The sequence below is a fragment of the Mixta calida genome (assembly GCF_002953215.1).
Classification (GTDB): Bacteria; Pseudomonadota; Gammaproteobacteria; order Enterobacterales; family Enterobacteriaceae; genus Mixta; species Mixta calida.
Genome location: NZ_CP026378.1, coordinates 3,436,066 through 3,448,565, shown reverse-complemented (window position 1 = coordinate 3,448,565; position 12,500 = coordinate 3,436,066). Strand labels below are relative to the sequence as shown.

Here is a 12,500-nt window from a genome sequence, read left to right as displayed (position 1 = left end):
CCGCCCCATTGTGTCGCCCAGGCGGCTCTGTTTTATCGTGAGCGAGAGACAATGTTTGATAATTTAACCGATCGATTGTCGCAAACCCTGCGCAATATCAGCGGCCGCGGAAGGCTGACAGAAGAGAACATTAAAGAAACTCTGCGTGAAGTGCGCATGGCGCTGCTTGAGGCGGACGTCGCGCTGCCGGTGGTGCGCGAGTTCATTAACCGCGTCAAAGAGCGCGCGGTAGGGCATGAAGTCAACAAGAGCCTGACGCCGGGTCAGGAATTTGTCAAAATCGTGCGCAACGAGCTGGTGGAAGCGATGGGGTCGGAAAACCACGCGCTCAATCTGGCCGCACAGCCGCCGGCCGTAGTGCTGATGGCTGGTTTGCAGGGCGCCGGTAAAACCACCAGCGTCGGCAAGCTCGGCAAGTTCCTGCGCGAAAAGCACAAGAAAAAGGTGCTGGTGGTTTCCGCAGACGTCTATCGCCCGGCGGCGATCAAACAGCTGGAGACGCTGGCGCAGCAGGTGGGTGTCGATTTTTGTCCCTCCGACCTCAGCCAGAAACCGGTCGATATCGTTAACCACGCGCTGAAAGAAGCGAAGCTGAAATTCTACGATGTGCTGCTGGTGGATACCGCCGGTCGTTTGCACGTCGATGAAGCGATGATGGACGAGATCAAACAGGTTCACGCCGCGATCAATCCGGTGGAAACCCTGTTCGTCGTCGACGCCATGACCGGTCAGGATGCGGCGAACACCGCGAAAGCCTTTAATGAAGCGCTGCCGTTAACCGGCGTGATCCTGACGAAAGTCGACGGCGACGCCCGAGGCGGCGCGGCGCTTTCTATTCGCCATATCACCGGCAAGCCGATCAAGTTTATGGGCGTCGGCGAGAAAACCGAGGCGCTGGAGCCGTTTTATCCCGATCGTCTCGCGTCGCGTATCCTCGGCATGGGCGACGTGCTGTCGCTGATCGAAGATATCGAAAGCAAAGTCGACCGCGCGCAGGCTGAGAAGCTGGCGAACAAGCTGAAGAAAGGCGACGGCTTCGATCTGAACGACTTCCTGGAGCAGCTGAAGCAGATGCGCAACATGGGCGGCATGGCGAGCCTGATGGGCAAGCTGCCCGGCATGGGCCAGCTGCCGGACAACGTGAAGTCGCAAATGGATGACAAAGTGCTGGTGCGCATGGAGGCGATGATCAACTCCATGACGCGCAAAGAGCGTGAAAAGCCTGAGATTATCAAGGGTTCGCGCAAGCGTCGCATCGCCGCAGGCTCCGGCATGCAGGTGCAGGATGTGAACCGCATGCTGAAGCAATTTGACGATATGCAGCGCATGATGAAGAAGATGAAGAAGGGCGGCATGGCGAAAATGCTGCGTGGAATGAAGGGCATGATGCCGCCGGGCTTCCCGGGGCGTTAAGCCGTTGCATTGAAAAGTCTGAAGGGTTGCTCAGTTTCGATTGCTTTTTGCGCCAAAATGAGTAAAATTTTCGGGCTTTTTATACGACACCCGGGCCCCGTTCCTCGATGGGGCCCGGTTGTTTTATTAACTGAAGAGGATGTTATGGTAACAATTCGTTTGGCACGTCACGGCGCGAAAAAGCGTCCGTTCTATCAGGTTGTCGTTACTGACAGCCGCAACGCACGCAATGGTCGTTTCATTGAGCGCGTAGGCTTCTTCAACCCGATCGCATCTGGTCAGGCTGAAACTCTGCGTCTGGATCTGGACCGCATTGAACACTGGGTTGGCCAGGGTGCAACGCTGTCAGATCGCGTTAACGCGCTGATCAAAGAAGCTAAAAAAGCAGCTTAATCTGTCACGGTGGTTAGCATGAGCAAACAACTCGCCACACAGCCTCCCGTCAATCCAGTTACGCTGGGCAAAATGGGAGCCGCCTACGGCATTCGGGGTTGGCTCAAAGTGTTTTCATCCACCGAAGACGCCGACAGCATTTTTGACTATCAGCCCTGGTTCATTCAGCGCGCCGGCAAATGGCAGCAGATTGAGCTGGAAGGCTGGAAGCACCACAATCAGGACATGATCATCAAAGTCAAAGGCATTGACGATCGTGATGCGGCGGCGCAGTTGACCAACTGTGAAATTTTGGTCGACGCCACGCAGTTGCCAGCGCTGGAAGAGGGTGATTACTACTGGAAAGACCTGATGGGTTGCAAGGTAGTTACCGTCGACGGCTATGAGATGGGCAAAGTCATTGATTTGATGGAAACCGGCTCAAACGACGTACTGGTCGTGAAGGCAAACCTGAAAGATGCGTTCGGTGTGAAAGAGCGGTTAATTCCGTTTCTTGATGAACAGGTTATCAAGAAAGTCGATCTCACTACCGGCACCATTGAAGTAGATTGGGATCCTGGTTTTTGACCTCCGAACAAAACGGTAATACAACGGCGCGCGCTATGTGGATTGGTGTTATTAGCCTGTTTCCAGAGATGTTTCGCGCAATTACCGATTACGGGGTAACTGGCCGGGCAGTAAAAAACGGCCTGCTCAGCGTTCAGAGCTGGAGTCCACGTGACTTCACTCATGACCGGCATCGCACCGTAGACGATCGTCCATACGGCGGCGGTCCGGGAATGCTGATGATGGTGCAACCCTTACGGGACGCCATCCACGCAGCGAAAGCGGCGGCGGGAGAGGGCGCTAAGGTGATTTATCTGTCACCTCAGGGACGCAAACTCGATCAGAACGGGGTTTGCGAACTGGCGACGCAGCAGAAGTTAATTCTGGTTTGCGGACGCTATGAAGGGATCGACGAGCGCGTGATTCAGACCGAAATCGATGAAGAATGGTCGATCGGCGATTACGTTCTCAGCGGTGGCGAACTGCCAGCAATGACCTTGATTGATTCAGTGGCCCGGTTTATACCTGGCGTGCTGGGCAAACAGGCGTCGGCCGACGAAGATTCGTTTTCGGAAGGTTTGCTGGATTGTCCGCACTATACCCGACCTGAAGTGTTAGAAGGCCTGGAGGTTCCGTCAGTATTGCTGTCGGGCAACCATGCTGAAATTCGCCGCTGGCGCCTGAAACAGTCGCTTGGCCGTACCTGGCTTAGAAGACCTGAACTTCTGGAAAACCTGGCTCTGACTGAAGAGCAAGCAAAGTTGCTCAGCGAATTCCAGCGTGAATTCAATGCGCAACAAAACGATGATGCGGAAGGTTAATCTTCCGGTACGATCAGTTTACCCAGGATAAGAGATTTAATTATGAGCAACATTATCAAGCAAATTGAACAAGAGCAGATGAAGCAGGACGTACCTTCTTTCCGTCCGGGTGATTCCGTGGAAGTGAAAGTATGGGTCGTTGAAGGTTCTAAAAAGCGTCTGCAGGCATTCGAGGGCGTGGTTATCGCTATTCGTAACCGCGGTCTGCACTCTGCATTCACTGTTCGCAAAATTTCCAACGGCGAAGGCGTTGAGCGTGTATTCCAGACTCACTCTCCGGTCGTTGACAGCATCACTGTGAAACGTCGTGGTGCCGTGCGTAAAGCGAAACTGTACTACCTGCGTGAGCGTACTGGTAAAGCAGCTCGTATCAAAGAGCGTCTTGGCTAAGTATTCGCGCAAGCGACATCTTAAAGTTAATAGCAATAAAGGGGTTGGCATTTGCCAGCCCCTTTTTTATATCCGCAGCGCGCCATTTCTGTTAAGGCGACCGGCTCTGCTCCTGCTGGCGAACGTCAGAGCGCCCGGCAACATCTGAGATTGCTGCCCGCCTTCATCTTCCCGGTTTATTCGCAATAAAGTCTTCCCGGCGCAGATGATATATCGCCGCCATCACTGGCCCATCCGCCAGAACAATCAGGCCATAGCGCAGATCGATAAAGTGCGCGCCGCAGCTCAGGGCCACGGCGCGGCTGGCATAGTTGTTTTCCGCCGCGAGAATTTCAATCGTCTCAACGTTGTGACATAGAAATCCTTCCTGCGCCAGCTGTAACACCGCCTGACGCGCCACGCCTTTACGCTGCTCTTTTTTACGTACCCAGTAGCCAATGGCGCTGAGCTCCGCCTGATTTTGCGCATAGCGAATACCCGCGGCGCCCAGAAAACGATGGTCGTCGGCGGCAAAAATGCCCATCTCATTGGCCTCGCCTTTTTCCCGCTGCCGGTCGAGCCAGCTGAACCACTCCGCCGCTTCTTGCGGCTGGTAGTCTTTATGCGCCCAAACCATCCAGGGCTGTAGCTGGGCAAGCGATTCATTTACCGCCTCAGCGTAATCAGCCGCATCGGAAGCCTGCATCGGACGTAGATAAATTTCCATGTCATCTCCATAACGGATCGTCTGCGCCAGGATTGATCGCGCAGGGAGCGTTATAAGGTTCTGTTGTACAGGGTATTGTTGCTTACTTTTGACGCGCTCGCTGCAATCAAGCATCATTTTTGCGATGTAGAGGAAGTTGTTGGTGTAAATAAATAATTACACATAAATCCTGTAGATTCGAATGCTGCTTTAATATTTTAGTGATTTAAAACAGTTAGTTATGCAGCATTTATGTGCGAGAGAGTTTTTTGATGGTAAAAATTATGTACACACTGGTGCTCATCTGTATTTCCTGTGTTACATTACCGACCTCACCGCAATGACGAAAAAACTCTGGACGAGACGAGGATCGCAAAATGCAGAAAGACGTGTTGAACAATGTTCATATCGCAGAAGAACAGGTTTTGATCACGCCGGCGCAGCTGAAACAAAAGTTTCCGCTGAACGAGCAGCTGGAGGCGCAGGTTAGCGCCTCGCGTCAAACCATCGCCGATATCATTGCCGGACGGGATCATCGACTGCTGGTCGTCTGCGGTCCTTGCTCTGTTCACGATCCTGAAGCGGCCCTCGTCTATGCGCGCCGCCTGAAAAATCTTTCCGAGCAGCTGAAGGATCGGCTCTATATCGTCATGCGCGTCTATTTTGAAAAGCCTCGTACCACGGTGGGTTGGAAGGGATTGATCAACGATCCTTTTATGGATAACTCGTTTGACGTCGAGGCGGGCCTGCACATTGCGCGTCAGCTGCTGGTGAACCTGGTGGAAATGGGGCTGCCGTTGGCGACGGAAGCGCTCGATCCTAACTCGCCGCAGTATCTGGGCGATCTGTTCAGCTGGTCCGCCATCGGCGCGCGTACGACAGAGTCGCAAACCCACCGTGAAATGGCTTCCGGTCTTTCAATGCCGGTAGGCTTTAAAAACGGCACTGACGGCAGCCTGGGCACCGCGATTAACGCAATGCGCGCCGCGGCGATGCCGCACCGCTTTGTCGGCATTAATCAGACCGGCCAGGTCTGCCTGTTGCAGACGCAGGGCAATCCTGACGGCCATGTCATTTTGCGCGGCGGCAAGGCACCAAACTACAGCCCGGCTGACGTGGAACAGTGCGAAAAAGAGATGGTGAAAGCGGGACTCCGTCCGGCGCTGATGATAGATTGCAGCCATGGCAACTCAAACAAAGATTACCGTCGCCAGCCTGGGGTCGCTGAATCCGCCGTCGCGCAGATCAGAGACGGTAACCGTTCTATTATCGGCCTGATGCTGGAAAGCAACCTCAACGAGGGCAACCAGTCTTCAGAACAGCCGCGCAGCGCTATGCAGTATGGCGTGTCGGTTACCGACGCCTGCATTAGCTGGGAAAGCACCGAACAGCTGCTGCGCACTGTTCATCAGGATTTAAACGGCGTGCTGGCGGCGCGCGTGTCACAGGAGCAATAAGAGAAGATGGTGGCTGAACTGACCGCGCTGCGCGATAAGATTGATGAAGTGGATAAAGGGCTATTGGAGCTGCTGGCGAAAAGACTGGAATTGGTAGCCGAAGTCGGCGAAGTCAAAAGCCGCTATGGCCTGCCGATCTATGTGCCGGAACGCGAGGCCTCTATGCTGGCTTCCCGTCGTAAAGAGGCCGAAGCGCTCGGCGTTCCGCCCGATCTGATCGAAGACGTGTTGCGCCGCGTGATGCGTGAATCCTACTCCAGCGAGAACGATAAAGGCTTTAAAACACTCTGTCCTGACCTGCGTCCGATTGTTATCGTCGGCGGGAAAGGGCGTATGGGCCAGCTATTTGAAAAGATGCTTACGCTCTCCGGCTATCAGGTGAAAGTGCTGGATAAAGAGGAGTGGTCGCAAGCGCCTGCGCTGCTGGCGGATGCGGGCATGGTTATCGTCAGCGTGCCGATTCATTTGACGGAGCAGGTGATCGCTCAGCTGCCGCCTCTGCCGCATGATTGTATTCTGGTGGATATCGCCTCGGTGAAAAACCGTCCGCTGCAGGCGATGCTGGCAGCGCACGCCGGTCCGGTGCTGGGACTGCATCCGATGTTCGGCCCGGACAGCGGCAGCCTGGCAAAGCAGGTGGTGGTCTGGTGCGACGGTCGGCAGCCGGAAGCTTATCAATGGTTCCTGGAACAAATTCAGGTCTGGGGCGCGCGCCTTCATCGCATCAGCGCGGTAGAGCACGATCAAAACATGGCGTTTATTCAGGCGCTGCGTCATTTCGCCACGTTCGCTTATGGCCTGCATCTGGCTGAAGAAAATGTGCAGCTGGAGCAGCTGCTGGCGCTATCGTCACCGATCTATCGTCTGGAGCTGGCGATGGTGGGGAGATTATTTGCGCAGGATCCGCAGCTTTACGCTGACATTATTATGTCTTCGGAAAGCAATCTGGCGCTGATTAAGCGCTATTACCAGCGTTTCGGCGAGGCGATTTCCCTGCTGGAGCAGAGCGATAAACAAGGCTTTATCGACAGCTTCCGTAAAGTTGAGCAGTGGTTCGGCGATTATGCGCCGCGCTTTATGCGCGAGAGCGGTACGCTGTTGCGCTCGGCGAACGATAATCGGGTATAAGCGCGCCAGAAATAAGAGTGCCCGTCTCAGGACGGGCTTTTACGTATCATGCCTGCGGCGGCTGACCGTTCGACGCGGTGATGCCGCCGTCTACCGGCAGATTGACGCCGGTAATGTAACGGGCGTCGTCGCTGGCGATAAAGGCGATGGCGGCGGCAAGCTCTTCCGCCTGGCCCGGTCGGCCCAACGCGATGCGCTCATTGAATTTCGCCATCAGCTGCGCGTCATCCATCATTTCCGCCGTCATATCGGTGATGGTCAACCCAGGGCAAATCGCGTTGACGCGTACGCCATCCTTACCGTAATCCATCGCCAGCGAGCGGGTAAAGTTCGTAATGGCGCCCTTGGCGGCATTATAAATGCTCATGCCCCAGTCGCCGCCCAGCCCCGAAACCGAGGAGATATTCACAATGTTGCCGCCGCTTTTCAACAGCGCGGGCATAAACGCGCGAGTGCAGTAGAAAACACCATCCAGATCGGTCGACATTACCTTACGCCAGTCTTCATCGCTGGCCTGATGAATTTTTCCTGATGTATTCACGCCGGCATTATTAATCAGAACATCCGCACGGCCGTAATGTTGCAACACCTGCTCGGCCAGCGCTTCCACTTCTTCTTTTTGTGATACATCCGCGACGACCACCAGATGGTCACCAGCTTTCAACCGGGCAAATGTGCTGTTCAGCTTTTCCCGGGTACGGCCAACCAGCACCACGTTTGCGCCTTCTTCGGCGAAGCGCTGCGCGCTTGCCGCGCCGATACCTGAGCCTGCGCCAGTCACAACCACAACCTTATTACTGAAACGTTCCATTATGCCTCCTTATAGATGCCGACTCGCTAACCCCAATGATTAGAAGCTTATTAAGCCTGGCATACCGGCGGCGTGGATCGGCAGTAAAGGGTGAATGTTACGATAATCCTATGTTTATTCAGGATTATTAAATTTTAAGAAATATTAATAGCGGCGAGTGGGCCGCCAGCGTGGAAGTATCTCAGCGTAATTTTAACGCCAGCCCTGACGGGCTGACGTTTCGTTTTACTGCGGATCGACAGGGACGACGTTTTCGCCCGGATAGCAGCCCAGCACCTTTAACGAACGGGTGATGGCGCGCAGCTCCTGCAGAGCCTGCTGCATCTGCGACGTGCGCAGGTTGCCCTGCACGTCCAGATAAAACATCTCTTCCCAGGGGTTGCCGTTAATCGGACGCGACTCGAGTTTACTCATAATCAGGTTGTGCTGACGCAATACCAACAAGGCTTCAACCAGCGCGCCGGATTGCTGACCGGTAGCCATAATCAACGTGGTTTTAGCCGGAACCTGCTCTGATACGTCGACAGGCTTACGCGCCAGGATAATAAAGCGGGTAATGTTCTGCTGCTGATTTGCCAGATTACGTTCCAGCACCTGCAGATGATAGAGCGCGCCGCCCGCCTCGCTGCCCAGCGCGGCGGCCTTCGGCGACTTAAGCGCCGCTACTTTTTCCATCGCCGCCGCGGTGCTTTCGGTATATTCAATCTTCCAGTGCGGGAAGCGATTAATGAACTGGCTGCACTGCTGGAAAGGCTGGGGATGACTGTAAACCGTTTCGATCTGTCCGAGGTCGGTAGAACCGGTCACCAGCACGCAGTGATCGATAGGCACCGTCATTTCGCCAACAATAGAAAGGCTGGTCTGTTGCAGCAAATCGTAAACTTCGTTGATCGAACCGGAGCTGGTGTTCTCGATAGGCAGTACCGCGTAATCCGCCTGGCCGCTCTCGACTTCCAGAATAATATCGTGAAACTTCTGGCAGCCGCTTTCAATCACATGGGTAAAATGACGAGCGCCATATTTGCGCGCCGCCAGATGCGAATAGGAGCCTTTCGGGCCAAGGAACGCGATGCGCGCCGACTGCTGATTGGTTTGGTTAAGATGTTTTTGCAGTAGGGCCTGTTGGGTAAGTACGGAATCTTCAATAATCAGCTGGAACAGGCGGGTGATGAAATGCGCGTCGAGCTGGTGGGACTGGCCGAGGATGATCAGACGCTCCAGAAGATCGCGTTCACGGTCGATATCGCGTATGGGCCGATGAGTGGCCATTTTCGCTTTTGCGACTTCAATAGCCAGCGTCCGCCGCTCAGAGAGCAGCCCCAGCAATTTTTCATCAATGGCGCTGATCTTATCGCGCAGGGCCAGTAACGGATTTTCCGATGTCATAGCTTTACCTGTCAGATGTCCATAATAAAAAAGCCTCCCGATTGGGAGGCTTTACAGTTCGTCTTCGCTTTCTTTTTCCTGCGACGAAACGCCTCCCGATCAGGGGAAGGTAAAAAAGAAAGCGAAGAAAAACGTCGGGTTCATAGCAGGGCCTGTTTCTGGTGGATGCGATTAAAGTAACCGCAGCGTTTTGTTACTGTCAATAAAAAACGCGCCAACAGGCGCGTCCTATGGGAAATGCGCCCGCCGTTAGGCGAGCGCCTGCTAATCATTCTTCGCTTCATTCTTCGCTTTCAGGCGTTAAATCCTTCACGCTGACGGCGGCGCGGCGCGCTTCGCCTTTGTGTTGCACCTTATTCAGCTGACGCTCCAGTTTATTTATCAGTTCATTAATGGCGGCATACATATCTTCATGCGTGGCGCTGGCAATCAGCGGGCCATTAGGCGTATTGATAGTGGCGTCGGCCGCATACTCTTTTGGTTCTCTCGACAACACGATATGCGGATTAATCAGGTGAGTTTGCCATTTTTCAAGCTTGGATAGACGGTCTTCGACATGCTGGCGGATAGCCGGGGTGATTTCCATTTGTTTGCTGGTAATGTTCACAATCATCAGGTTTACCTCTCTGTCATTTCCGTCGTAGTAAGTTCAGCATACCCTGTAATGAGCATATTTTTGTGATCAATGTCACATTGAGAGGTCACTTTTTGTCAAGGAAATGAAATCTGTGAGGGGTTACGGTAAATGTGCTGAATTCCCTTGTCGAACGGCTTTTCAGGTTGCACACTTGATAAGTTAACCTTCGCCAGTTCGCAAATTTTCGATGATTTTAACAGCAAAAAAGCAGCCCAAAGGCTGCTTTTTTATTGCGCAAAAAAGAATAACCGTGCGGCGTATCAGGCCTGATTAGCGGCAATAATTTTCGCCACTTTATCCGCTTCCGCGTTCAGCTGCAGTTTACGGTAGGCATTTTCCATCAGCGGCAAGGCGGTGCGCGTCGCCTGCGTATCCGGGTAATCTTTCAGCATCTGTTCAACGCGATTGACAACCGCGACATACGCCTCGCGTTTCGTGTAGAATTGCGCCACGGAAAGCTCATATTTAGCCAGACGATCTTTCAGATAGACCAGGCGCTTACGCGCATCGGTCGCATACTGGCTGTTTGGATAAGTGCGCAGCAGCTGCGAGAAGTCGCGGAAAGCGGCGCGGGCATGTTCCGGGTCGCGATCGGAGCGATCGATGCCGAAGAAGCCCTGCAGGGCGGAATCGTCTAACGCCATATCCGTCAGGCCTTTCATATACAGAACATAATCGATGTTCGAATGTGTCGGGTTCAGACGCATAAAGCGGTCAATGGCGGCCTGCGCCATCGGCAGATCGGCGTTTTTGTAGTAGGCGTAGATCAGATCCAGCTGAACTTGTTGGGCGTAAGGGCCAAATGGATAGCGGTTATCCAGTGCTTCCAGTTGCGTTATTGCGCCTTTAAAGTTACCGTCCTGCAGTTTTTGCTGAGCCGTCGCATAAAGCTCAGAAGGCGGACTGTCAGGCACTTGATCCTTAGAGCTTGAACAACCCGCAAGAGCCAGGCTCAACGTGGCTGCAGCCACCAGATATTTCATACGCGTCATGACGATTTGATTATCCTCAGAGTGTGTTATTGCGGAAGCTGTCCGTTAAGCTCCCGATAGTGACCAGGTACGATAGCACATTATATTAAACGGCATCGCCGTGAAAACCCAACGTTAACGAAGAAGCTGTTTATGGCACAACAAGTAAAACTCACCGCAACGGTTTCCGAATCGCAACTCGGACAACGCTTAGATCAGGCTTTGGCGGAATTGTTCCCTGATTATTCGCGTTCACGCATAAAAGAGTGGATTCTCGGTGGTCAGGTGAGCGTCAACGGTAATATCGCTGACAAGCCTAAGGAAAAAGTGTTGGGCGGCGAAGCCGTGGCAATACAGGCAGAGATTGAAGAAGAGACGCGCTGGGAAGCGCAGGATATCCCGCTGAATATCGTCTATGAAGATGAGCATATTCTGGTCATCAACAAGCCGCGCGATCTGGTGGTGCATCCGGGCGCGGGCAACCCGGACGGCACGGTGCTGAATGCGCTGCTGCATCACTATCCGGCCATCGCCGACGTGCCGCGCGCCGGTATCGTTCACCGTCTCGATAAAGACACCACCGGGCTGATGGTGGTGGCGAAAACCGTTCCGGCGCAAACGCACCTGGTCGAATCGCTCCAGCTGCGCGAAATTACGCGTGAGTATGAAGCGGTGGCAATTGGCAATATGACCGCCGGCGGTATCGTCGATGAGCCGATCAGCCGCCACTCGACCAAGCGCACCCATATGGCGGTTCATCCAATGGGCAAGCATGCCGTGACCCATTACCGCGTGATGGAGCATTTCCGCGCCCATACGCGTCTGCGCCTGCGTCTGGAAACCGGACGCACCCATCAGATCCGCGTGCATATGGCGCATATCAACCATCCGCTGGTGGGCGATCCGCTTTACGGCGGCCGTCCGCGTCCGCCGAAAGGGGCGTCCGATGCGTTTATCGCTACGCTGCGCGGTTTCGACCGTCAGGCGCTGCATGCCACTATGCTGCGTCTTTACCATCCGGTGACCGGTATTGAAATGGAATGGCATGCGCCGTTGCCGCAGGACATGGTTGATTTGATAGACGCGCTGAAAGCCGATACCGAAGCGTTTAAAGATCAGCTGGACTGGCTATGAGCGACCTGATTGTTCCCGACTGGCCCGCGCCAGCGTCCGTTCGCGCCTGCAGCACTACGCGCGCGGGCGGCGTCAGCGCAGCGCCGTGGGATTCGCTGAATCTGGGCGATCACGTCGGCGATCGTCCTGAGGACGTGCTGGCAAACCGCCATCGCCTGAAGGAGATGGCCGCTTTGCCGGCTATGCCGCACTGGCTTGAACAGGTACACGGCACCGGTGTGGCGCGTCTGGACGGGCAGCCGACGGCGACGCGTCGCGCGGACGCGGTCTGGAGCAATCAGCCTGGCGCCGTATGCGCAGTCATGACGGCGGACTGCCTGCCGGTTCTGTTCTGTTCGTTCGACGGCAAAGAAGTGGCCGCCGCCCATGCTGGCTGGCGTGGACTCTGCGCGGGCATCCTGGAAAACACCCTCAGCCAGTTTTCTGCGCCGCCGCAGGAGATTCATGTCTGGCTCGGTCCGGCAATAGGGCCAGAGGCGTTTGAAGTGGGGCCGGAAGTACGTGAAGCGTTTATGACGCGCGATCCGGCCGCTCAGCGCGCTTTCCGCGCCAGCGGAGAGAAATTTTACGCCGATCTCTGGTTGCTGGCGCGTCAGCGCTTAGCGGCGCAGGGCGTCGCCTCGATCAGCGGGGGCGGACGCTGCACGTGGCATGAATCTGCTCATTTTTTCTCCTGGCGACGCAGCGGTACTACCGGCCGTATGGCAAGTTTGATCTGGCTGATATAA

15 protein-coding genes and 1 other annotated feature are annotated in these 12,500 nt (G+C 54.7%); of the genes, 9 read left to right on the top strand and 6 right to left on the bottom strand.

Annotated elements, in window-relative coordinates; translation table 11 throughout:
* The first annotated feature begins 51 nt into the window (after positions 1 to 51).
* The 5 genes from ffh to rplS all read left to right on the top strand — a co-directional run bounded on the left by ffh (position 52) and on the right by rplS (position 3,563).
* Positions 52 to 1,413 (top strand): signal recognition particle protein, encoded by a 1,362-nt coding sequence (ffh, locus tag C2E16_RS16465; protein ID WP_038624539.1) that lies wholly within the window; start codon positions 52 to 54, stop codon positions 1,411 to 1,413.
* A gap of 144 nt (positions 1,414 to 1,557) precedes the next feature.
* Entirely contained in the window at positions 1,558 to 1,806 is a 249-nt protein-coding gene (gene rpsP / locus C2E16_RS16460; protein WP_038624540.1) for a 30S ribosomal protein S16, read from the top strand.
* Between the two features lie 18 nt (positions 1,807 to 1,824).
* Complete coding sequence (rimM, locus tag C2E16_RS16455; RefSeq protein WP_038624541.1) at positions 1,825 to 2,373, top strand: ribosome maturation factor RimM; 549 nt, start codon at positions 1,825 to 1,827, stop codon at positions 2,371 to 2,373.
* Positions 2,374 to 2,408: 35 nt separating this feature from the next.
* Positions 2,409 to 3,173, top strand: coding sequence for a tRNA (guanosine(37)-N1)-methyltransferase TrmD (gene trmD / locus C2E16_RS16450; RefSeq protein WP_174705319.1), 765 nt, complete (start codon positions 2,409 to 2,411; stop codon positions 3,171 to 3,173).
* Between the two features lie 42 nt (positions 3,174 to 3,215).
* Positions 3,216 to 3,563 carry a 50S ribosomal protein L19 gene (gene rplS / locus C2E16_RS16445; protein WP_038624542.1) on the top strand — a complete coding sequence of 116 codons (348 nt, stop codon included), beginning with the start codon at positions 3,216 to 3,218 and terminating at the stop codon, positions 3,561 to 3,563.
* Between the two features lie 163 nt (positions 3,564 to 3,726).
* Here rplS and C2E16_RS16440 read toward each other — a convergent pair whose 3' ends face one another.
* On the bottom strand, positions 3,727 to 4,269 hold the full coding sequence (locus tag C2E16_RS16440) for a GNAT family N-acetyltransferase (protein WP_084970900.1): 543 nt from the start codon (positions 4,267 to 4,269) through the stop codon (positions 3,727 to 3,729).
* A gap of 356 nt (positions 4,270 to 4,625) precedes the next feature.
* Between C2E16_RS16440 and C2E16_RS16435 the strand changes: the two genes are divergently transcribed.
* A complete protein-coding gene (locus tag C2E16_RS16435; protein WP_084970902.1) occupies positions 4,626 to 5,705 on the top strand; it encodes a 3-deoxy-7-phosphoheptulonate synthase in 1,080 nt (359 codons plus the stop codon).
* Between the two features lie 6 nt (positions 5,706 to 5,711).
* Entirely contained in the window at positions 5,712 to 6,833 is a 1,122-nt protein-coding gene (gene tyrA / locus C2E16_RS16430) for a bifunctional chorismate mutase/prephenate dehydrogenase (protein ID WP_038624548.1), read from the top strand.
* 46 nt (positions 6,834 to 6,879) lie between these two features.
* Here tyrA and C2E16_RS16425 read toward each other — a convergent pair whose 3' ends face one another.
* The 5 genes from C2E16_RS16425 to bamD all read right to left on the bottom strand — a co-directional run bounded on the left by C2E16_RS16425 (position 6,880) and on the right by bamD (position 10,659).
* The gene (locus tag C2E16_RS16425) at positions 6,880 to 7,644 is read right to left on the bottom strand and encodes a meso-2,3-butanediol dehydrogenase (protein WP_084970904.1); all 765 of its coding nucleotides are present in this window, start codon (positions 7,642 to 7,644) and stop codon (positions 6,880 to 6,882) included.
* A gap of 225 nt (positions 7,645 to 7,869) precedes the next feature.
* Entirely contained in the window at positions 7,870 to 9,030 is a 1,161-nt protein-coding gene (gene pheA / locus C2E16_RS16420) for a bifunctional chorismate mutase/prephenate dehydratase (protein ID WP_038624551.1), read from the bottom strand.
* Between the two features lie 23 nt (positions 9,031 to 9,053).
* Positions 9,054 to 9,175, bottom strand: a sequence feature (Phe leader region).
* A complete protein-coding gene (locus C2E16_RS21460) occupies positions 9,130 to 9,174 on the bottom strand; it encodes a hypothetical protein (protein WP_373996400.1) in 45 nt (14 codons plus the stop codon). Its footprint overlaps the feature before it by 45 nt.
* Before the next feature lie 135 nt (positions 9,176 to 9,310).
* A complete protein-coding gene (raiA, locus tag C2E16_RS16415; protein ID WP_038624553.1) occupies positions 9,311 to 9,643 on the bottom strand; it encodes a ribosome-associated translation inhibitor RaiA in 333 nt (110 codons plus the stop codon).
* A gap of 284 nt (positions 9,644 to 9,927) precedes the next feature.
* Entirely contained in the window at positions 9,928 to 10,659 is a 732-nt protein-coding gene (gene bamD / locus C2E16_RS16410) for an outer membrane protein assembly factor BamD (RefSeq protein ID WP_084970906.1), read from the bottom strand.
* Positions 10,660 to 10,791: 132 nt separating this feature from the next.
* Here bamD and rluD point away from each other — a divergent pair, with 132 nt between their 5' ends.
* Both rluD and yfiH read left to right on the top strand, forming a co-directional pair.
* Entirely contained in the window at positions 10,792 to 11,772 is a 981-nt protein-coding gene (rluD, locus tag C2E16_RS16405) for a 23S rRNA pseudouridine(1911/1915/1917) synthase RluD (protein ID WP_038624557.1), read from the top strand.
* A complete protein-coding gene (gene yfiH, locus C2E16_RS16400) occupies positions 11,769 to 12,500 on the top strand; it encodes a purine nucleoside phosphorylase YfiH (protein ID WP_084970908.1) in 732 nt (243 codons plus the stop codon). The genes rluD and yfiH overlap by 4 nt, the downstream gene beginning before the upstream one ends.

What these genes read in the sequence shown, in the direction of transcription:
- ffh (WP_038624539.1), top strand. Translation starts at nt 52, where the DNA reads ATGTTTGATAATTTAACCGATCGATTGTCGCAAACCCTGCGCAATATC.
- rpsP (WP_038624540.1), top strand. Translation starts at nt 1,558, where the DNA reads ATGGTAACAATTCGTTTGGCACGTCACGGCGCGAAAAAGCGTCCGTTC.
- rimM (WP_038624541.1), top strand. Translation starts at nt 1,825, where the DNA reads ATGAGCAAACAACTCGCCACACAGCCTCCCGTCAATCCAGTTACGCTG.
- trmD (WP_174705319.1), top strand. Translation starts at nt 2,409, where the DNA reads ATGTGGATTGGTGTTATTAGCCTGTTTCCAGAGATGTTTCGCGCAATT.
- rplS (WP_038624542.1), top strand. Translation starts at nt 3,216, where the DNA reads ATGAGCAACATTATCAAGCAAATTGAACAAGAGCAGATGAAGCAGGAC.
- C2E16_RS16440 (WP_084970900.1), bottom strand. Translation starts at nt 4,269, where the DNA reads ATGGAAATTTATCTACGTCCGATGCAGGCTTCCGATGCGGCTGATTAC.
- C2E16_RS16435 (WP_084970902.1), top strand. Translation starts at nt 4,626, where the DNA reads ATGCAGAAAGACGTGTTGAACAATGTTCATATCGCAGAAGAACAGGTT.
- tyrA (WP_038624548.1), top strand. Translation starts at nt 5,712, where the DNA reads ATGGTGGCTGAACTGACCGCGCTGCGCGATAAGATTGATGAAGTGGAT.
- C2E16_RS16425 (WP_084970904.1), bottom strand. Translation starts at nt 7,644, where the DNA reads ATGGAACGTTTCAGTAATAAGGTTGTGGTTGTGACTGGCGCAGGCTCA.
- pheA (WP_038624551.1), bottom strand. Translation starts at nt 9,030, where the DNA reads ATGACATCGGAAAATCCGTTACTGGCCCTGCGCGATAAGATCAGCGCC.
- raiA (WP_038624553.1), bottom strand. Translation starts at nt 9,643, where the DNA reads ATGATTGTGAACATTACCAGCAAACAAATGGAAATCACCCCGGCTATC.
- bamD (WP_084970906.1), bottom strand. Translation starts at nt 10,659, where the DNA reads ATGACGCGTATGAAATATCTGGTGGCTGCAGCCACGTTGAGCCTGGCT.
- rluD (WP_038624557.1), top strand. Translation starts at nt 10,792, where the DNA reads ATGGCACAACAAGTAAAACTCACCGCAACGGTTTCCGAATCGCAACTC.
- yfiH (WP_084970908.1), top strand. Translation starts at nt 11,769, where the DNA reads ATGAGCGACCTGATTGTTCCCGACTGGCCCGCGCCAGCGTCCGTTCGC.